Origin of the sequence: Pseudactinotalea sp. HY158, assembly GCF_009660225.1 — a bacterium.
GTDB lineage: Bacteria > Actinomycetota > Actinomycetes > Actinomycetales > Beutenbergiaceae > HY158.
This window is the reverse complement of record NZ_CP045920.1, coordinates 2,902,258-2,920,739: the sequence shown is the minus strand read 5'-3', so window position 1 is coordinate 2,920,739 and position 18,482 is coordinate 2,902,258. Positions and strand designations below refer to the sequence as shown.

Here is an 18,482-nt window from a genome sequence, read left to right as displayed (position 1 = left end):
CTCCATGCACGTGGGCGGCGGCAGCACGCTGGCGGCCTTCCTCGCGTGGCTCGACGTCGCGTACGAGGAGGAGAAGGGGCTTGCGACCGCCGAGATCGAACCCGACCCGAGGGCCGTTCAGGTGATGACGATCCACGCCTCCAAGGGGCTCGAATGGGATGCGGTCGTCGTGGCCGGGCTCAACGAGGGCGACTTCCCCAAGACCGCACCGAACCGGCAGGGCGACCGGCTCTCGAAGGGCTGGCTGACCCACGCCTCGCTGCTGCCGTACGAACTGCGCGGCGACGTCGACCACCTGCCCGCGTTCGACCACGAACAGGCGCTCACCCACGGCGAGCTGGCCGGGGTCTGGGCGGACTTCCTCCATGCCGAGGGGGACCGCCTCGTGCGTGAGGACCGCCGACTGGCATACGTCGCGCTCACCCGGGCCCGCGATCACCTGCTGCTCACCGGCTCCTTCTGGAGCGGGCGCAAGGAGGCGAACACGCCCTCGCTGTTCCTGGGGGAGGCGGTGCGTGCGGGCGCCGATACGGGGGGACCGTGGCCGGTGGCCTCGGTCCACGAGGGCGACCCGGCGACGTCCGCGGGGGCCGAGGCGCGCTGGCCCGGCCCGGGGCCGTCCCGCGACTACTGGCAGCGGCTCCTCGCGGGCGAGGCGCCGGCGGCCGATCCGCTCATCGACGCGTGGCGCGACGAGGCCGAGCTGCTGCTGGCCGAACGGGACGCCGCCGCACCGCCGGCCGCGACCGGCGCCGGCCACCTGAGCGCCTCGGCCGTGGTGCGCCTCGCCCAGGACGCCGAGACGTTCGAGCGCAATCGGCGCCGGCCCGTGCCGATGGAGCCGAGCACCCACGCCCGCCGGGGCACGACCTTCCACGCGTGGGTCGAGCGCTATTTCGGTGCCTCGACCCTGCTCGACTGGGAGGTGCTGCCCGGGGCGGACGACGAGACCGCGGGCGAGTCCGATGTCGAGGAGCTCATCACGGCCTTCCACGCCTCCGCCTGGGCCGCGCGCAGCCCGATCCGGGTCGAGGCCGACCTGCACACGCCGATCGGGGGCCGGATCATCCGGTGCCGGATCGATGCGGTGTTCCGCGACGAGGACGGCGCCGACCACATCGTCGACTGGAAGACGGGCGCGCCGGCCCGCACTGCCGAGGAGCAGGAAGCACGCGATCTGCAGCTGGCGCTGTACCGACTCGCGTGGGCACGCGCGCACGACCTACCCCTGGACCGGGTGCGCGCCTCCTACCACTACGTGGCGGCGAACCGCACGGTGGCCGGCTCCGACCTCGGGGAGGACGCGATCCTCGAGGTCCTCGCCCGGTTCGGTGAGCCGGTTCAGGCCGGGGGCTGAGGCCCGGCCGGGGGCTCCGGTTCGGGCTCGTCCGCCGAGGCGGGGGGTAACTCGAACTCGGTCGTCGGGGTGTCGTCCCCCGCGCGCACCGGAATCTCCGCGGTGAGCGCCTCCGGTTCGGACGCAGTCTTCGGCCCGGGCACCGCCGCCGGCTCGGCGGCCACATCCGGATCACCGAGCTGCTCGTCCGGCTGCGCGGGGTCGTCCGGCTGCACGGGCTGCGCGGGGTCGGCCGGCTGCACGGGCTGCGCGGGGTCGGCGTGTCGCCGGCTCAGGCCGGAGATCGGGGCGGCGCCGGCCGTCGCGGCGTCGAGATCGGCGAGCATCGCGACGGCGTCGGCCACGACCTCCTCGTCGCCGACCCGCACGCCGTGCATGAGCCAGCGAACGATGGCCAGCTCGCTCGCGAGCACAGCGCGGGGCAGGAGCTGTTCGTCGGCGCCCTCGGTGCGGGCCAGCGCGTACGCCTCGAGGATCGAGTCGAGCGCCTGCTCCGGGGCCGCGGCCAGGAGCCAGGCGAGGTCGTCGGCCGGATCGGCGACCCGCGCATCGGACCAGTCGATGATGCCCACGACCCGCGCCTCCCGCACGAGCACGTGCTCGGCCGCGAGGTCGCCGTGGACCGGGGTCGGACTGAAGCGCCAGAGCCGCACGTCCTCGAGGGCGCTCTCCCACCGGCCGAGCAGGCGCGTCGGGATGTGCCCGGTCGCGGCCGCCTCGTCGAGCTCGGAGAGCCGCCGGCGCCGGTACTCCTCGGCGGTGTAGGCGGGCAGGCCGGCATCCGCGACGAGGGCCACCGGGAGTTCGTGCAGGGAGGCGATCGCGCGGGCCACCTGGGCGGACATCCCCGGCCCCGCCCCGAGCCGGTCGACCCGGAGCTCGTCGCCGAGGATCTCGGGATAGACCATCGCGCGCCCGTGCTCGGGCAGGGGCGCGAAGCCGCTCGGGCGCGGCACGTCGACGGCCAGCCGCCCGTCGTCCCGAGCCGCGGCGAGGGCCGCGAGAAGGGCGACCTCACCCTCCATCGCCGCCCCCGCGGCGTCGCTGCGCGGTGCCCGGACGATCCACCGGCCGCCGTCGGCATCGAGCACGCCGGCGACGTCGAAGTCGGCTCCGGCCGTGTGCGGTGCGCGCGCCGCGACCGGCCGCAATCCGGGCACGGCCACGGTGGCCAGGGCTGCCAGGGCGAGCGGGGAACGCGGCATGGAGGGCACGGACACACGGTAGGACACCCGCACCGAAGGTGCCATCATGGCGCGGGCGCGTCGAGGATCTGCCCGCCCCGGTCACGGCCGTGGCTACGGTAGGGGAGTGCGCACCGATGACCTCCCGCTCTCCCGAACGACCCTCGATCGCGACACGACGACCCGCGCCGACCCGCGCGCGCTCCGCGCCGCCCTCGCGGATCCGCGTGGGCGGATCCTGCACGTGGACTCGGGCCGCGTGCTCGTCGACCCCGCGGCGGACCGGCTCGTGCTCACCGCCGTCGGCGCGGGGGAGCGGGCGCCGGCGCCGGGAATCCGGTACTACCTCGGCCAGGACGGCGACGGCCCCCTCGTGGCCGAGGTCGCCTCCTCCGGTGGATCGGTTGGCACCCGTGATGACGACGATGACGACGGTGACCAAGCCGTCGCCCGGGCGGGACGATGGCTCTCCCTGCGCGACGTCGGCTCCCTCCTGTCGGCGCGCGACGCCGGCGCCGCGACCGCCGCGATCGCGCTGCACAACTGGCACCTGACCCACACCCGCTGCCCCCGGTGCGGTGCCCGCACCACCTTGACCCAGGGGGGATGGGTGCAGCGCTGCCCGGAGGACGGATCCGAGCACTACCCGCGCACCGACCCGGCGGTCATCATGACGATCGTCGACGACGCGGACCGGCTCCTGCTCGCCCACAACGCCCTCTGGCCCGCGACCCGATACTCGGTGCCCGCGGGCTACGTCGAACCCGGGGAGTCCCTCGAGGCCGCCGTGCGCCGGGAGGTGCTCGAGGAGACCGCGGTCGTCGTCGGCGACGTGGCCTACGAGGGGTCGCAGCCGTGGCCCTTCCCGGCCTCGCTCATGGTCGGTTTCCGCGGCCGTGCCCTGACCACCGAACCGGTGCCCGACGGTCGGGAACTCATCGCCGCCGAGTTCGTCGACCGGGGCGGCCTCCGGGACCGCGTCCACCGGGGCGAGCTGACCCTCCCGACCGCCACCTCGATCGCCCACTCCCTCATCCGGGACTGGTTCGGCGACGATCTTCCGGTCGTCCGGTCGCCGGCCGAGGGCGATGTCGGCCGCCCCTGAGACAATCGCCTCGATGTCTGTTCCTCCCCCCTCGCCCCCGTCCGCCGACGAACTCCTCGCCGCCCTGGATGCCGATCAGCGTGCCGTCGCCTCCCAGCTCACCGGCCCCCTGTGTGTGCTCGCGGGCGCCGGCACGGGCAAGACCCGGGCGATCACCTACCGGATCGCCCACGGCGTCGCGGCCGGCAGATACCGGCCCAACCAGGTGCTCGCGGTCACCTTCACCGCCCGGGCGGCGGCCGAGCTGCGCTCGCGGCTGCGGGGGCTCGGCGTCCCCGGGGTGCAGGCCCGCACGTTCCACGCGGCGGCGCTGCGGCAGCTGTCCTATTTCTGGCCGAAGGTCGTCGGCGGCCCGCTTCCGCGGCTGGTCGAGCACAAGGCCACCCTGATCTCCGAGGCCGGCGGGCGCCTGGGGATGAAGGTCGACCGGCTGACCATCCGCGACCTCGCCGGTGAGATCGAATGGGCCAAGGTCTCGATGCTCGGCCCGGACGACTACGCGGCCGCGGCCACGCGCTCGGGCCGCGGCGGCGTGGCCGGCTTCGACCCCACGACCATCGCCCGACTGCTCTCGGTCTACGAGGACGTGAAGACCGAACGCAACGTGATCGACTTCGAGGACGTGCTGCTGCTCACGGTCGGCATCCTGGCCGAGCACGAGGACGTCGCCGCGCAGGTCCGCAGCCAGTATCGCCATTTCGTCGTCGACGAGTACCAGGACGTCTCCCCGCTGCAGCACCAGCTCCTCGGCCTGTGGCTCGGCGGCCGCGAGGAGGTCTGCGTGGTCGGGGACGTCTCCCAGACCATCTACTCCTTCACGGGCGCCTCCCCGCGGTATCTGACCGAGTTCACTCGCACCTACCCGGACGCGCACGTCGTCCGGCTCGTGCGCGACTACCGCTCCACCCCGCAGGTCGTCGGCGTGGCGAACCAGGTGCTCGCCGCGGCGGGCCACCACCGCGCCGCGGGCGCCGTCGAACTCGTGGCCCAGCGCGAGCCGGGCCCGCCGGCCGCCTACACCTCCTACGACGACGACGCCGCCGAGGCCCGCGGCGTCGCGTCCCGGATCGGGCGGCTCCGAGCCGCTGGTGTGCCGTTGGCCGAGATCGCCGTGCTCTATCGAACGAACGGCCAGTCCGAGGCGATCGAGCAGGCACTGAGCGAGGCGGGGATCGGCTACCAGGTGCACGGCGGGCAGCGGTTCTTCTCCCGCCGGGAGGTGACCGAGGCGATCGTGCTGCTGCGCGGGGCCGTGCGGGCCACCACGGAGCTGTCCCTGCCGCAGCACGTGCGAGACGTTCTCACCGGCGCCGGCTGGACGCCCGAACCGCCGCCGAACCGCGGCTCGCTGCGTGACCGGTGGGAATCCCTCAACGCCCTGGCCACCCTCGCAGACGACCTGTTCCAGGCTCGGGGCGTCGACATGGCCGGATACGTCGACGAGCTGCTCGAACGGGCGAACGCCCAGCACGCGCCGACCGTGCAGGGTGTCACCCTCGCCTCGCTGCACGCCTCGAAGGGGCTGGAGTGGGACGCCGTGTTCCTCGTCGGCGTGACCGACGGGCTGCTGCCGATCTCGTTCGCGGACACACCCGCCGCGATCGAGGAGGAGCGGCGGCTGTTGTACGTGGGCGTCACCCGTGCCCGCGAGCACCTGGAGTTCTCCTACTCGCGGTCCCGCTCGAACGGCGGCCGGGGCACCCGCAAGCGCTCGAGGTTCCTCGACGGAATCTGGCCCGCCGAGCAGCGCCGGGCCCGGGCGACCACGCGGCGTCGCCGCGAGATCGAGCAGGACGAGGACATCGACGAGGAGCTGTTGGCGCGGCTGCGCGAATGGCGGGCGTCGGTGGCGAGCCGGCTCGACAAGCCCGCGTTCACGGTGCTGCACGACACCACCCTGGCCGCCATCGCCTCCGCCCAGCCCAAGGAGCTGCGCCAGCTCGCGATCCTGCGCGGCATCGGCCCCACGAAACTGGACGCCTACGGTCCCCAGATCCTCGCGGTCGTCCGCGGTGAGGACCCCCTGCGCGGCTGACGCACTTCGGACCGATTCGAGAAACGATCGGAAAACAACTCGACAGGTCCGCGTCGGGTCCGTAGGGTGACGCACGTCCCTGACAGCAATGGACCACGGTCTAGCCAACCATCCGGTCCCGATCATGAAGGAGGTGAGCCCCAGATGAAGATTCGAGCCACGTCGAGCGATCTCCGGCTGCGGCTGCCCCTCTCGATCGGGTGCCGCGCCGCAGGCATCGCCGCCACGCGTTGAGACTCCGCTGACCACCGCTGTGGTGGAGGCGGCGCCTCGTCCGGCCCGCACCTCCACCACGGAGTGCGACGGCCGACCGACCGGCTGACCATCACGAGTGCTGCAGGAGCATTCCCGTGTCTTCGTCCATGACACTGTCCGATCAGGACATCCAACCCACCCGATTCACCCGACCGGAGCGACCCGGCCGACCCGGCATGTCGCTGCCGGAGGTCCCGGCCTCCGAGGCATTCGATCTGCCCTGCCAACGCGCGGCGGACATCGACCTGTGGTTCGCCGAGCGGACCACCGACGTCGAAGCCGCCAAGGCGCTGTGCGCGGCCTGCCCCATCCGCTCCGAATGCCTCGACGGTGCGATCTCCCGCGCGGAACCGTGGGGCGTCTGGGGCGGCGAGGCGTTCGTCGACGGGCGTGTCGTCGCCCGAAAGCGCGGACGGGGCCGGCCACGCAAGAACCCGACACCGACCGATACGGAGGCGGCATGAAGCCCGTGAACTGGCGCCGCCGGCGCCACCCCGGCCGATTCGATCCGCTCACCGAGCAGCACCTGGCGCATCACACGATCCCGCAGGCGTTCGGCGGGGCCGCGTGGGAGGCCGCGATGATCTCGGGCTGCTATATCGGTCCTCGATCTCCTCAGCCTCCTCGGTGACCGGCCCGCTGTGCCCCGGAGTCGAGCGACTCCGGGGCACAGCCGCAGGCCGGGTGGACCGGCCAGGTCCGGAACCGGGGCACCGGATGGATCGCATCGACCAGGTACGACGTAGCGGAGAGCGCCACCGGGCGGGCGTCCGCGAAGGCGAGCGCCTGATGCGCGGCCAGCGCCGCCGCGAGCGCGGCCGAGGCCGACTCCAGCGGCACCGGCGAGCCGCTCCCGCGCAGCTGCGTGGCCAGCACCGGCCATCGATCGTCGGCATCGGTGCGGGTGAGCTCGATGCATCGCAGGCAGGGGCCGTGTCCCGGACGGACGAGCGGCCCCACGCACACGTCCAGCTCCCGCACGACCACCGCCAGGTGCGGCAGGTCCGTGTGCAGGTACCGCCGGTACCGCAGCGGATCGCTCACGCCGTGGTCGATCATCACGACGAGGTCCGCGGCCCCCTCGTCGCCGCAGGGAGTGCCCGCGGCGTCCGCCGACGCGAGCGGGAGGTGGGGGAAGAGCCGGCGCAGCAGCGCGAGGGCCGCCGGCGCGCGCGGCCCGCCCACCTCGCTGCTGCGATACCCGCCGGGCCGCACGTCACCCGGCCGCACCGGCTCCTCGTCCGCGAGCACCAGCCGCCCGATCCCGCCCTCGGCGAGCAGGCAGGCGATCCTCAGTCCGAGGGCGTCGAGGCCGTCGACCTGCAGGCACACGCCGGCACGGTCACGCGGGCGCTCGACGCCCGCGGCCTCCCAGCGCGACCAGGCCGCGGCCGGGGGAGAGGCGACCACGGGGACGCCGTCCTCGATCAGCGCCCAGGGCGGCAGCCGGGTCACGAGTGCGGCGACCTGGCGGCCCGTCCACCCGCGGCGGGCGGCGACGACCTCGAGCGGCTCGGTCGCGCCCGCGGCGAGGAGGTCGAGGAGCTCCTGCTCACCGGGGCTCAGGCCCGTGAGGATGTGGGCGCCCTCGATCCCCACCTGGGACTCGCCCGGCGCCCGCCAGTACACCGTGAGACCCGGTCGCCATCGCATCGTCGCCCCCTCCTCGAAGGTCCGGCCTCCACTGTGCATCCTCGGGGCGGGGCCGACCACGGGATGGGCGAACCTGTGGACAAGTCGCGACCGCGGGTGAGACCTGCCACAGTATTGACATGGACGGGCGCACGTCGACGATCAGGGAGCTCGATGGGATCGGGCCGGTGGAGGTGCGCCGCAGCGCGCGCCGGCGGCGCACCGTCTCGGCCTTCCGGGAGTCCGGCGTGCTCGTCGTGGCGATCCCGGCCCGCTTCACCCGGCGGGAGGAGGACCAGTGGATCGAGCGCATGGCCGAGCGCGTTCGGCGCGGCGAGGCCCGCCGGCGCGTCTCCGCCGACCGCCTCCTGGCCCGGGCGCTGGAACTCGCCGAGGAGTACCTGCCCGAGGGGGTGGTGCCGGCCGCGGTCACGTGGGTGGACAACCAGAACACCCGCTGGGGGTCGTGCACGCCACTGACCGGGGTGATCCGGATCTCCCGCCGGGTCCAGGGCATGCCCGCCTGGGTGCTCGACTACGTGCTCGTACACGAACTCGCCCACCTCGTGGTCTCCGACCACTCCGACCGGTTCTGGCGGATCGTCGACGAATACCCGCGCACCGAGCGCGCCCGCGGCTTCCTCGAGGGGGTGTCGCACAGCCAGAGCCGCGGCGACGGCGACGGGGAGCCGACCGACCACGTCGATTAGCGGTCGACCAGCGGTCGATTGGCGGTCGATTAGCGGTCGACCAGGGGCCGGCTCAGGGCGCCTGCGGCCCCGGGTCGCCGGACTCGGCCGAGTCCGGCGTGTCGGGAGTATCCGGCGTGTCGGGAGTGTCCGGGGAGTCGCCGGCCTTCGGATCCCGGCCGAGGATCTTCGCGAGCTCGGTCTCGAGGTCGCCGCTCACCTCGCTCGCGGCGCCGCCCCGGACGAAGGCCGCCGGATCGTCCAGGTCCGCGGCGGTGGGCATGAGGTCGAGCTGCGACCAGGCCTCGTCGCGTGCCTCGACGCCGCGGTCGGCGGCGAGCAGCTGCCACAGCCGCGCGGCCTCCCGCGCCCGCCGCGGCCGCAGCTCGAGGCCGACGAGGGTGCGGAACGTGTCCTCGGCGGGCCCGCCGGCGGCGCGGCGGCGCCGCAGCATCTCCCGCAGCGGCACGGCGTGCGGCAGGTGCGGGGCGACGGCCTGGGCGGTGACCTCCTCCACCCAGCCCTCGACGAGCGCGAGCGCGGTCTCGAGGCGCTTGAGCGCCCGGGACTGGGCCTCGGTGCGGTGCTGGGCGAAGATCCCCCCGGAGAGCGCGTCACGGAGCTGATCGACATTCGTGGGATCGATGTCGCGCAGGCTCTCCTCGAGCTGGCCGAGGTCGATCTCGATGCCGCGAGCATACGCCTCGACCGCCCCGTACAGGTGCGAACGCAGCCACGGCACATGGGCGAAGAGGCGGGCGTGGGCCGTCTCCCGGACGGCGAGGAAGTGCCAGACCTCGTCCTCGGGGGCGTCGAGCCCGTGGGCGAACTCGGCGACGTTGGCCGGCACGAACAGGCGACCCTCGTCCGCGAGCGGAAGGCCCGTGTCGGTGGCGCCGAAGACCTCCCGGGCCAGCGTGCCGGCGGCCTGGCCGACCTGCATCGCGAAGCTCAGCTCGCCCAGCCCGGTCATCATCGCCGGCAGGTCCATGCCGCCCATCGGCAGCGCGGTCGGCGGGGCGATCTCGTCGCCGAACTGCTGGGCGAGGGTGGTGGACAGCGCGGCCGCCACGCTCGTGCCCACGGGCTCGGCCACGGTGCGCAGGGCCGGCAGCGCGGCCTCGACCCACTCCGCCCGCGAGACCGCCCGGACCGCACCCGGAGCCGGGGGCAACTCGGTGGCCACGTCGAGCCACAGATCCGCCGTCGACATGATCGAGCGCGCCTTGGCGGCCTCCGCGGCCGTGACCATCGGGTCGCCGCCGGTGTGGGCGACCTGCCGGGCGACATCGTGGGCGAAGCGCCACCGGGTGCGGCCGCCGTCGTCGGCGCTGAGCACCTGCTGCATCTGGGCGATCGCGGCCTGCACCTGGGCCGGGTTGTCGAGGACGCCGGAGGCCGCGAGCTGTTCCAGGTCCACCCCGCTGGCCTCGAGCGCCTCGAGCGCCTCCTGCGCGCCCTCGGGCCCCAGCATGGATTCGAGCATCTTGCGCCACTGGTCGCGAGGCTGATCGTGCGGCTGGGGTTCCTGGCTCATGGTCACACCGTACGGTGCGCCGGCACGGCAGAGTAGGGTGCACCCAGGCCGTTTCGCTCATGGCGCAGCAACAGGAGGAGCAGCACCCGATGCAGACCCGGGGGTGGCGTGAGGGGATCACGCCGCGTGCAGTCACGACCGTCGCGAGCGGTGCGGTGTTCCTCATCGGCCTCGGCGCCATGCTCTTCTCGGCGGCGCCCTACGCCGTCGAATCCCCCGGCCCCACGATCGACACCCTCGGCGAGTACCGCGATGTCCAGCTCATCACCATCGAGGGGGCGCCGACGTATCCGGTCGAGGACCCGGACAGCCAGCTGCGGTTGACGACGGTCGTGGCGCTCGGCGGGCCCGGCTACCCCGTGCTGCCGGCCGGGGTGCTGCGGGGCTGGATCTCCGGGCACTCGACCGTGCTGCCGCGCGAGGCCGTCTACTCCCCGGAGCAGACGCGGGAGGAGGTCGCCGAGCAGGGGCAGGCCCAGATGCGCCGGTCGCAGGAGGACGCGACCGTCGTCGCCCTGACCGCGCTCGGCTACGACGTGCCGGCCGTGCTCACGGTGACCGGCGCCGTGCACGGAACCGGTGCCCAGGGCATCGTCGAGCAGGGCGACGTGCTCACGGCGATCACCCCCCGGGGACAGTCGACGACCGCGATCGACACGTATGCGGACCTCGCCGACACGCTCGCGGCCACACCTCCCGGCACCCCGGTCACTCTGACCGTCGAGCGCGACGGGGTGGCCACGGACCTGGTCGTCATGACCGGCGACGACGGCTACGGCGGCAGCACACTCGGGGTCTATCTCCAGCCGGAGTTCGATCTGCCCGTGCAGGTGACGGTCGACGTGGAGGACGTCGGCGGCCCCTCGGCCGGCACCATGTTCACGCTCGGCATCATCGATCGACTCACGCCCGGGGACCTGACCGGTGGGCACGTCGTGGCCGGAACGGGCACGATCTCCCTCACCGGGCGGGTCGGCCCCATCGGTGGCATCGTGCAGAAGCTGTGGGGTGCGCACCGGGACGGCGCCGAATTCTTCCTTGCGCCGGTGGCGAACTGCGCCGAGGTCGTGGGGAACGTCCCGGACGGCCTGCACGTCGCCGCCGTGAGCACGGCCGCCGAGGCGCGTGACGCCGTCGAGGCGATCGCCGCGGGCGACGGGCGGGAATTGCCGGGCTGCTCCCGCTAGTCCCCGTGGTTCCGGCAGTTCCGCTACGCGAGCGTCGCGGTCAGGGCCGCCACGAGCCCGGGTACGGCGTCGGGGGAGCCGGCCACCTGGTCGTCGGCGTCGTGCGCGCGTGAGCGCAGCGCGCACCACGTCTCCCCGCTGCGGAGCACCCCGACCGCGATCCGCACGTCCTCGCGGCCGGGATGGGCCAGGAGGGTCTCGAGCTGTTGGGAGGGGTCCTCGGGCAGATCCGCCTCCGCCTCCGGCGGAACGACGATCCGCTCGACGACGACGGCCGCACCGTCGACCGAGTCCGGCCAGGCGAGCTGGGCGAGCAGTTCCTCGAGGTTGGCGGCCTCGGGCAGGCCGTCCTGCTCGATCGTGAGCAGGTGGTGGCCGTCCCGCCCGGCCGCGGTGAGCGCCTCGGGCGGGATCTCGTCGGCGAGTCCGGGGTTCTGGGCCAGCGCCGCCGCGGTGTTGACGAGGGCGCACACCGTGACCGGCCCGTCCCAGCCGGCGGCGGCCGCGTGGCGCTCCAGGTCGACGACGGCGCTCGCCAGTGCGCGTCGCCGTCCGTTCTCGTCGGTGGCCTCGGCGTGCTCGGTCGAGGCGTCGGCGGGGTGTTCGGGACTGGTAGTCATGGCTCCATGGAACCAGGTTCAGATAACTGTGCGAAACTGCGACCTGGAAGACGTCCCGCCCAGCCGTGTTCCCCCGCGTCCCTTCCCGAGGTCTTGAGGTGCCCCGTCCGTGAGTAACGCTCCCCACCCCGCCCCCGCCCGAACCCGCCCCCGCGGCCCGCTGCTGCCGACGATCGGGATCATCGTCGGGCTCGTGATCGTGTTCTTCGTGCTCGCGCGCTTCTGGACCGAATGGCTGTGGTTCGGTCAGCTCGGCTTCACCGAGGTGCTGCGCACGGAGTGGATCACCCGGAGCCTGCTGTTCCTCGTGGCCGGCGGGATCGGCGGCGCGCTCATCTGGCTCAACCTGCATCTGGCCTACAAGAACCGGCCGATGTACGTGCCGGTGACCACGCAGCAGAACGACCTGGACCGGTACCGGGAGGCGTTCGATCCGGTGCGCCGGCTCGTGTTCGTGGCGGCGCCGATCGTGGCGGGCCTGTTCGCCGGATCCGCGATCAGCGGCCAGTGGAAGACCGTGCTCGTGGCGCTCAACGGCCAGCCCTTCGGTGAGAAGGATCCCCAGTTCGGGATCGACCTGTCGTTCTTCCTGTTCACGCTGCCCGCCGTGCGGATGGCCATCACCTTCCTCATGACGATCACGTTCTTCTGCGCGCTCGTCGCCGTGTTCACCCACTACCTCTACGGGGGCCTGCAGGTGAGCGGCAACCGGGGCGAGCGGATCTCGCGGGCCGCGCGGATCCACGTCGCGGTCCTCGCCGGGGTGTTCACGCTCCTCATCGCCGTGAACTACTGGCTCGACCGGTATTCGCTGCTCGCCAAGCAGGGCGACCGCTTCGACGGCGCCTCGTTCACCGACGTCAACGCCGTGCTGCCCGCGAAGGCGATCCTCGCCGTCGTCGGCGTGCTCGTGGCGGTGCTGTTCTTCTACACGAGCGCCCGCGGCAGCTGGAAGCTGCCGGCGATCGGCGTGGCGCTCATGGTCGCCTCGGCGGTCGTCGTCGGCGGCATCTACCCGGCCGTGATCCAGAGCGTGCGGGTGGACCCGAACGCGCAGGTGCTCGAGAGCGAGTTCATCCAGCGCAACATCGACGCCACGAGGGACGCCTACGGACTCGACGACCTGGACACCCAGCCCTACGCGGCGAGCACGGAGACCGAGAAGGGGCAGCTGCGCGAGGACGCCGAGTCGACCGCCTCGATCCGCCTCCTCGACCCGACCATCGTGTCCGCGACGTTCCGGCAGCTGCAGCAGAACAAGCAGTACTACCAGTTCCCCGAGGAGCTGGCCGTCGACCGCTACGACCTGAACGGGGAGACTCAGGGCAAGACCGACACGGTCATCGCCGTGCGCGAGCTCGACCTCTCCTCCGGCAGCGAGCGCAGCTGGGTGAACGACCACACCGTTTTCACCCACGGCTTCGGCGTCGTCGCCGCCTACGGCAACACGGTGACCGACGACGGCTCCCCGAAGTTCTTCGAGGGGGGCATCCCCTCGAAGGGCGACCTGCCCAAATACCAGCCCCGCATCTACTTCTCCCCGGAGGCGCCCGAGTACTCGATCGTCGGCGCGCCCGAGGGCACGGACCCGTGGGAGCTCGACTACCCGGACGACGACGCCCCGAACGGTCAGGTGCTCAGCACCTACACCGGGGACGGCGGACCGTCGGTGGGCAACATCTGGAATCAGGCGCTGTTCGCGGCGCGGATGGGCTCGCCGGAGATCCTGTTCTCCGACCGCGTGACCCCCGAGTCCCAGATCCTCTACGAGCGTGACCCGGTCGCGCGGGTCGCGGCGGTCGCGCCCTACCTCACCCTCGACGGGAAGGTGTACCCGGCGGTCGTCGCGGGCGACGAGGGCGAGATCGACCAGGTCGTCTGGGTCGTCGACGGCTACACCACCTCGAACGAGTACCCGTACTCGGCCCGGCAGCAGCTCTCCTCGGCCGTGACCGACTCCCTCACCGCCGACGGCCGGCCCGGGATGGGGGTCGTCGAGGCGACCCAGCCGAACGAGGTCAACTACATCCGCAACTCGGTCAAGGCCGTGGTCAACGCCTTCGACGGGTCGGTCACCCTGTACGCCTGGGACACCGAGGACCCGGTGCTGCAGACGTGGAACGAGATCTTCCCGAACTCGCTCGAGCCCATCTCGGAGATCTCCGGGAGCCTCATGAGTCACCTGCGCTACCCGCTGGACATGTTCAAGGTGCAGCGCGAGCTCCTCACCCGCTACCACGTGACGGACGCGAGCTCCTTCTACTCCGGAGGCGACTTCTGGCGGGTGCCGAACGACCCGGTCGCCAGCGGCAGCCAGGAGGTCAAGCAGCCCCCGTACTACCTCTCGCTGCGGATGCCCAGCCAGGACAGCGCGAAGTTCTCGCTCACGAGCTCGTTCATCCTCGACACCTCGGACCGGAACGTGCTCAGCGGGTTCCTCGCGGTGAACGCCGAGCCCGGATCCGAGCCGGGCAAGATCGACGAGGACTACGGGCAACTGCGCCTGCTCGAGCTCCCACGCGACCAGACCGTCGCCGGTCCGGGGCAGGTCCAGAACAACTTCGACTCCTACGCACCGGCCGCGAACGAGCTGAACATCCTCGCCCGGGGAGGCTCCGAGGTCATCCACGGCAACCTCCTGACCCTGCCCGTGGGCGGCGGCCTGCTGTACGTGCAGCCCGTGTACGTGCAGGCCTCGGGCGGGACCCAGTTCCCGCTCATGCGCAAGGTGCTCGTCTCCTTCGGTGACGCGATCGGGTACGCCTCGACCCTGAACGAGGCCCTCGACCAGGTCTTCGGCGGCGACTCGGGCGTGACCACCCCCGATGCCCAGCCGGACGGCGAGGGCTCGGGTGAGGGCACCGGCGAGGGCTCGGGTGAGGGGTCCGGTGGCGACACCGGCACCCTCGATGCCCAGGCCCGGCTCACGGCCGCGCTCGAGCGCGCCCGGGTGGCCATGGAGGATTCCAGCTCGGCGATGTCCGCGGGGGACTGGGCCGCCTACGGCACCGCTCAGGAGGCACTGGACCAGGCCCTGCAGGATGCGATCGCCGCCGAGGCCGAGCTCACCGGCACGACTCCGCCCGCGGGCGACGAGCAGCCGACCGACCAGCCGACGGACCAGCCGAGCGAGGACTCGCAGGGATGAGCGACGGCGTGACCGTGCGCCACGACCCGCAGCGGTCGCGGTTCGTCGTCGCCGTCGAGGGCGAGGACGTCGGGGTCGCGGCCTACCACCGCGATCCCGGCACGGACCGCTGGGTCTTCGACCACACGGTCGTCGAGCCGGCCCACGGCGGGCAGGGCCTGGCGGGCCGGCTCGTGCGGTACGCCCTCGACCAGGCGGTCGCCGCCGGCGGGGTGATCGTGCCGGCCTGCTCCTACGTGGCCGCCTACGTGCACCGTCATCCCGAGTACGCCGACCACGTCGCGGAACGTCAGGATGTGGACGAGCGCGCCACCGACTAGCCGACCGCCGCGAGCGGATACGTCGACGCCCACCGGACCGAGTGGTCCGGTGGGCGTTCGCGTGGGGACGGCGCAGCGCGCCTATCGCAGGAGCGTCACAGGTTGATCGTCACGTCCGCGGCGTCGCGCAGCTTCGCGAGGACTCCCTCGATCGCCGTGTTCTGCTTCTCGCTCGTCGCCTGGCTCGCCAGCTGCTCGCGGGTCTCCTCGAACGTGGGGATCTCCTCCGTGCTCTCGCCCATCTGCGCCACCACGGCGTCGTAGAGCTCCCGCAGCTCCTCCTCGGTCGGCTCGGGCACGGAGACCTCGGACTCGAGGTAGGAACCGACCCGGAACTGGGAGGAGGCCTCGTCGCGGATCTCCTGCTCGGTCATGCCCTGCTCGGTGAAGGCGGCGATCACCTCGTCGGCGGAGCCCATGCCGAACTGGGCGGCGAGCTCCGCGAGGGTGCTGTCGATGTCGGCGTCGGTCACCTCGATGTCGGCGGAGGCCTGCATGAGCAGCTCGTTGTCCACGAGCAGGTCGGCGACCTGCAGCTTGAGCAGGTCCTGGTCGATCTCGCCGCCCTGCTGCGCGGCCTGCTGGAGGCGGGCCTCGAAGGCGGGCACGAAGTCGTCGCTGGAGATCTCGGTGTCGTTCACCTGGGCCACGACGTCCGGGATGCCGTCGAGGTCGGCCTCGGGCAGCGCGTTCTCGCCGCTGCCGTCCGTGGCGCCGGCGGAGGCGCTCTCGGAGGCCTCCGGGGATTCGCCGCCGTCGGCCTCGGGGCTGCAGCCGGCCAGCACGATGACGGCGGCGACCGAGGCCGCGAGGAGGGAACGTGTGATCCGCATGGAGGGACTCCTGGGTGGGGGACCGGGGATGGGTCGCCCGGTCTGGGCGAGCCAGTCACGTGGCGTGGGCACGGAACGCCCCGACGCTAACGCATGAACCTGGATCCGCCCTCAACGTCTCGCGGGCGGACTCCGATCACTCCGATCACTCCGTGCCCTTGATGCCCGCCATGCCCGCCATGCCCTCGATGGGCCCGTGCCGGCCCCGCCGACCGGGGCGTTCGCCGCGGAATCACGCCGATTTGCATGGAGTGTCGCCAGCCCGTACAGTAGAGCCATACCGACGCGGGGTGGAGCAGTTCGGTAGCTCGCCGGGCTCATAACCCGGAGGTCGGAGGTTCAAATCCTCCCCCCGCCACCAAAGTTCAGGCCCGGAGATCCACGGATCTCCGGGCCTGAACGCATTGGGGGATCGGGTGTCCCATGCGGATGCCAGACCCGGGCACGAGTCGTGAGGCATTGGCCGACCGCTGCGACCTCAGCCCGGCACAGGTCGACGACGCACGTCGCTTCGAGTGCAGCGAGAGGGGCGCGACGATGTCGTCTTCCCGGGTCAGCGGCGCCGGTACTCGCTGATACGGAAGGAGACGCCCGTGCGGGAGGTGCGCCACTCGCCGCGGGCGACCACGTGCCATTCGGGACCGATCCGCGGGGCGTGCGCGTCGCCGTCCACACGCAGGTCGAGTTCGGTGACCACGAGCCGGTCGGCGTACGGCAGGGCGTCGGCGTAGACCTGGCCGCCGCCGCAGATCCACGCGTCCCGGCCGGCGACGAGGGCGAGCGCCTCGGCGAGGGAGCCGACGACCTCCGCGCCGCACGCGTCGTAGTCGGGTCGGGTGGTGAGCACGATGTTGCGGCGGCCGGGCAGCGGCCGGAACTTCGCCGGGAGCGCCTCGAACGAGGTGCGCCCGTGGATCACCGGGTCGGAGCCGGTGGTCGCCTTGAAGTGTGCGAGGTCCTCGGGCACGTGCCAGGGAAGGTCGCCGCCTGCGCCGATGACCCGGTCGTGGGCCTGCGCCCAGATCATGCCGAGCATCACACCGCCACCGGGGCCTTGATCGCCGGGTGGTGCTCGTAGCCGGACACGTGCACGTCCTCGAACGTGTAGTCGAACAGGGACGGCGCGTGGCCCAGTTCGAGCCGCGGGAACGGGTAGGGGGCGCGACTCAGCTGTTCGCGCACCTGGGCGTCGTGGTTGTCGTAGATGTGACAGTCGCCACCGGTCCAAATGAAGTCGCCGACCTCGAGCCCGACCTGCGCGGCGACCATGTGGGTGAGCAGCGCGTAGGAGGCGATGTTGAACGGCACCCCGAGGAAGAGGTCGGCGCTGCGCTGGTACAGCTGGCAGGAGAGCTTGCCGCCGGCGACGTAGAACTGGAAGAGCACGTGGCAGGGCTGCAGCGCCATCGCATCGAGGTCGGCCACGTTCCAGGCGGAGACGAGCATCCGGCGCGAGTCCGGGTTCGTGCGCAACTGGTCGAGCACGCGGGAGATCTGGTCGATGTGCCCGCCGCCCGGGGTGGGCCACGAACGCCACTGCACCCCGTACACGGGTCCGAGCTCGCCCGCCTCGTCGGCCCACTCGTTCCAGATCCGCACCCCGTGCGCCTGCAGGTAGCCGATGTTCGACTCGCCCCGCAGGAACCACAGCAGCTCACCCACGATCGACTTCAGGTGCACCCGCTTCGTGGTGACGAGCGGGAACCCGGCCGCGAGGTCGTAGCGCAACTGGTGGCCGAAGATCGAGCGGGTGCCGGTGCCGGTGCGGTCGGACTTCGGCGTTCCGGTGGTCAGCACGTGGGAGAGCAGCGCTTCGTATTGGGTGTCCGCCATGGCGCCCATGCTAGGCGAAGGCCTCCTCGACGCCGTCGACGACGATGCGTCCGAGCGCCCGGCTCCCCGTGTAGCCGACCACGGCCCCGACCCCGTACGGCAGGAGGCGGCCCGCGGTCACGGCACCGACGCGGGTGATGCTGTGCCGCAGCACCCGCCCGTACAGCCGCTTGTTCACCCGCGCGACCGTGGTCACCGGCAGGTCGAGCAGGAGGGTGCGTCCCCAGGTCGGCGGCGTCACCCGCAGTTCCTCGGAGAGGAACGTCCCGCTCTCCCGGCCCAGGAGCGCGGCGAGCAGGAGCGCGCGACGGCGAGCGACGTCGTCCACAGGCATCCCCTCGAGCTCCGCGACGGCGAGCACGAACGCGGCGGAGGCGCCGACGAAGGACCCCACGTGCCCGGCGGTGAGCGCGAGCGCGCCCGCGCCGCGCAACCGCGGCGCCGCGGCCGCCGCCCCGGTCAGCCCGCCGGACGCCGCCGCGGCGAACAGGTACCGCCGGGTGAGCATGTAGCGCAGGTCACCGGTGCTCGCCTCCGGATACGCCGAGCGCATCCGCGCGATCCGCGTGCGGACGGCGCCCGCCGAGGCCTCGAGGAGCGGGTCACCCGGCCGCGGCGAGAGCACCGGCAGCGCGCCGGGGCCGTGCGCTTCGCCGACGGGCGCTCGAGTATCGGTCGGCTCGGCCATGCTTCTCCCCTTTCACGTTCGGTAGCACTTACATTAGACGGTGAGACCGTCGCGGCCGG

General features: G+C 72.7%; 17 protein-coding genes and 1 tRNA gene. 10 read left to right on the top strand and 8 right to left on the bottom strand.

Annotated elements, in window-relative coordinates:
* Positions 1-4: 4 nt before the first annotated feature.
* A complete protein-coding gene (locus GCE65_RS12795) occupies positions 5-1,357 on the top strand; it encodes a 3'-5' exonuclease (RefSeq protein ID WP_370460230.1) in 1,353 nt (450 codons plus the stop codon).
* Here the strand turns inward: GCE65_RS12795 and GCE65_RS12790 are convergent.
* The gene (locus GCE65_RS12790; protein WP_153879278.1) at positions 1,342-2,562 is read right to left on the bottom strand and encodes a phosphotransferase; all 1,221 of its coding nucleotides are present in this window, start codon (positions 2,560-2,562) and stop codon (positions 1,342-1,344) included. The genes GCE65_RS12795 and GCE65_RS12790 overlap by 16 nt on opposite strands.
* A gap of 106 nt (positions 2,563-2,668) precedes the next feature.
* On the opposite strand from GCE65_RS12790, the gene nudC reads away from it, so the two are divergent.
* The 4 genes from nudC to GCE65_RS12770 all read left to right on the top strand — a co-directional run bounded on the left by nudC (position 2,669) and on the right by GCE65_RS12770 (position 6,567).
* A complete protein-coding gene (nudC, locus tag GCE65_RS12785; RefSeq protein WP_228759951.1) occupies positions 2,669-3,646 on the top strand; it encodes an NAD(+) diphosphatase in 978 nt (325 codons plus the stop codon).
* Positions 3,647-3,659: 13 nt separating this feature from the next.
* Entirely contained in the window at positions 3,660-5,681 is a 2,022-nt protein-coding gene (locus GCE65_RS12780) for an ATP-dependent helicase (protein WP_194928708.1), read from the top strand.
* Between the two features lie 431 nt (positions 5,682-6,112).
* Positions 6,113-6,400, top strand: a complete 288-nt coding sequence (locus GCE65_RS12775) for a WhiB family transcriptional regulator (protein ID WP_153878664.1) — start codon at positions 6,113-6,115, stop codon at positions 6,398-6,400.
* On the top strand, positions 6,397-6,567 hold the full coding sequence (locus tag GCE65_RS12770) for a hypothetical protein (RefSeq protein ID WP_153878663.1): 171 nt from the start codon (positions 6,397-6,399) through the stop codon (positions 6,565-6,567). The genes GCE65_RS12775 and GCE65_RS12770 overlap by 4 nt, the downstream gene beginning before the upstream one ends.
* Here the strand turns inward: GCE65_RS12770 and GCE65_RS12765 are convergent.
* Positions 6,552-7,589, bottom strand: a complete 1,038-nt coding sequence (locus tag GCE65_RS12765; RefSeq protein WP_153878662.1) for a ThiF family adenylyltransferase — start codon at positions 7,587-7,589, stop codon at positions 6,552-6,554. The genes GCE65_RS12770 and GCE65_RS12765 overlap by 16 nt on opposite strands.
* 119 nt (positions 7,590-7,708) lie before the next feature.
* Between GCE65_RS12765 and GCE65_RS12760 the strand changes: the two genes are divergently transcribed.
* On the top strand, positions 7,709-8,278 hold the full coding sequence (locus tag GCE65_RS12760) for a M48 family metallopeptidase (RefSeq protein ID WP_153878661.1): 570 nt from the start codon (positions 7,709-7,711) through the stop codon (positions 8,276-8,278).
* Between the two features lie 52 nt (positions 8,279-8,330).
* Here GCE65_RS12760 and GCE65_RS12755 read toward each other — a convergent pair whose 3' ends face one another.
* Positions 8,331-9,794 carry a zinc-dependent metalloprotease gene (locus GCE65_RS12755; RefSeq protein WP_153878660.1) on the bottom strand — a complete coding sequence of 488 codons (1,464 nt, stop codon included), beginning with the start codon at positions 9,792-9,794 and terminating at the stop codon, positions 8,331-8,333.
* A 59-nt stretch (positions 9,795-9,853) separates the two neighbouring features.
* Between GCE65_RS12755 and GCE65_RS12750 the strand changes: the two genes are divergently transcribed.
* Entirely contained in the window at positions 9,854-10,981 is a 1,128-nt protein-coding gene (locus tag GCE65_RS12750; protein ID WP_152910284.1) for a PDZ domain-containing protein, read from the top strand.
* Between the two features lie 23 nt (positions 10,982-11,004).
* Here the strand turns inward: GCE65_RS12750 and GCE65_RS12745 are convergent, their stop codons facing one another.
* Positions 11,005-11,601 carry a PPA1309 family protein gene (locus GCE65_RS12745; protein ID WP_228759950.1) on the bottom strand — a complete coding sequence of 199 codons (597 nt, stop codon included), beginning with the start codon at positions 11,599-11,601 and terminating at the stop codon, positions 11,005-11,007.
* 109 nt (positions 11,602-11,710) lie between these two features.
* Between GCE65_RS12745 and GCE65_RS12740 the strand changes: the two genes are divergently transcribed.
* Positions 11,711-14,749, top strand: a complete 3,039-nt coding sequence (locus tag GCE65_RS12740; RefSeq protein ID WP_228759949.1) for a UPF0182 family protein — start codon at positions 11,711-11,713, stop codon at positions 14,747-14,749.
* Positions 14,746-15,069, top strand: a complete 324-nt coding sequence (locus GCE65_RS12735; protein WP_153878659.1) for a GNAT family N-acetyltransferase — start codon at positions 14,746-14,748, stop codon at positions 15,067-15,069. The genes GCE65_RS12740 and GCE65_RS12735 overlap by 4 nt, the downstream gene beginning before the upstream one ends.
* A 95-nt stretch (positions 15,070-15,164) precedes the next feature.
* On the opposite strand, the gene GCE65_RS12730 is transcribed toward GCE65_RS12735, so the two are convergent.
* Positions 15,165-15,902: a SurA N-terminal domain-containing protein gene (locus GCE65_RS12730; RefSeq protein WP_152910286.1), complete on the bottom strand. Its 738-nt coding sequence runs from the start codon at positions 15,900-15,902 to the stop codon at positions 15,165-15,167.
* 284 nt (positions 15,903-16,186) lie between these two features.
* Here GCE65_RS12730 and GCE65_RS12725 point away from each other — a divergent pair.
* Positions 16,187-16,263: transfer RNA gene (locus GCE65_RS12725), tRNA-Met, on the top strand.
* A gap of 192 nt (positions 16,264-16,455) precedes the next feature.
* Here the strand turns inward: GCE65_RS12725 and GCE65_RS12720 are convergent.
* Genes GCE65_RS12720 through GCE65_RS12710 form a run of 3 tightly spaced genes read right to left on the bottom strand, consistent with a single transcriptional unit; the run spans position 16,456 to position 18,423 of the window.
* Positions 16,456-16,929, bottom strand: a complete 474-nt coding sequence (locus tag GCE65_RS12720) for a dihydrofolate reductase (protein WP_370460123.1) — start codon at positions 16,927-16,929, stop codon at positions 16,456-16,458.
* Between the two features lie 8 nt (positions 16,930-16,937).
* A complete protein-coding gene (locus tag GCE65_RS12715) occupies positions 16,938-17,735 on the bottom strand; it encodes a thymidylate synthase (protein WP_152910288.1) in 798 nt (265 codons plus the stop codon).
* A gap of 10 nt (positions 17,736-17,745) precedes the next feature.
* Complete coding sequence (locus tag GCE65_RS12710; protein WP_153878657.1) at positions 17,746-18,423, bottom strand: hypothetical protein; 678 nt, start codon at positions 18,421-18,423, stop codon at positions 17,746-17,748.
* Positions 18,424-18,482: the final 59 nt, after the last annotated feature.

Coding starts and splice junctions, on each gene's coding strand:
- GCE65_RS12715 (WP_152910288.1), bottom strand. CDS start 17,735: ATGGCGGACACCCAATACGAAGCGCTGCTCTCCCACGTGCTGACCACC.
- GCE65_RS12720 (WP_370460123.1), bottom strand. CDS start 16,929: ATGATCTGGGCGCAGGCCCACGACCGGGTCATCGGCGCAGGCGGCGAC.
- GCE65_RS12755 (WP_153878660.1), bottom strand. CDS start 9,794: ATGAGCCAGGAACCCCAGCCGCACGATCAGCCTCGCGACCAGTGGCGC.
- GCE65_RS12710 (WP_153878657.1), bottom strand. CDS start 18,423: ATGGCCGAGCCGACCGATACTCGAGCGCCCGTCGGCGAAGCGCACGGC.
- GCE65_RS12790 (WP_153879278.1), bottom strand. CDS start 2,562: ATGCCGCGTTCCCCGCTCGCCCTGGCAGCCCTGGCCACCGTGGCCGTG.
- GCE65_RS12730 (WP_152910286.1), bottom strand. CDS start 15,902: ATGCGGATCACACGTTCCCTCCTCGCGGCCTCGGTCGCCGCCGTCATC.
- GCE65_RS12735 (WP_153878659.1), top strand. CDS start 14,746: ATGAGCGACGGCGTGACCGTGCGCCACGACCCGCAGCGGTCGCGGTTC.
- GCE65_RS12795 (WP_370460230.1), top strand. CDS start 5: ATGCACGTGGGCGGCGGCAGCACGCTGGCGGCCTTCCTCGCGTGGCTC.
- GCE65_RS12780 (WP_194928708.1), top strand. CDS start 3,660: ATGTCTGTTCCTCCCCCCTCGCCCCCGTCCGCCGACGAACTCCTCGCC.
- GCE65_RS12765 (WP_153878662.1), bottom strand. CDS start 7,589: ATGCGATGGCGACCGGGTCTCACGGTGTACTGGCGGGCGCCGGGCGAG.
- GCE65_RS12760 (WP_153878661.1), top strand. CDS start 7,709: ATGGACGGGCGCACGTCGACGATCAGGGAGCTCGATGGGATCGGGCCG.
- GCE65_RS12770 (WP_153878663.1), top strand. CDS start 6,397: ATGAAGCCCGTGAACTGGCGCCGCCGGCGCCACCCCGGCCGATTCGAT.
- GCE65_RS12745 (WP_228759950.1), bottom strand. CDS start 11,601: ATGACTACCAGTCCCGAACACCCCGCCGACGCCTCGACCGAGCACGCC.
- GCE65_RS12750 (WP_152910284.1), top strand. CDS start 9,854: ATGGCGCAGCAACAGGAGGAGCAGCACCCGATGCAGACCCGGGGGTGG.
- GCE65_RS12775 (WP_153878664.1), top strand. CDS start 6,113: ATGTCGCTGCCGGAGGTCCCGGCCTCCGAGGCATTCGATCTGCCCTGC.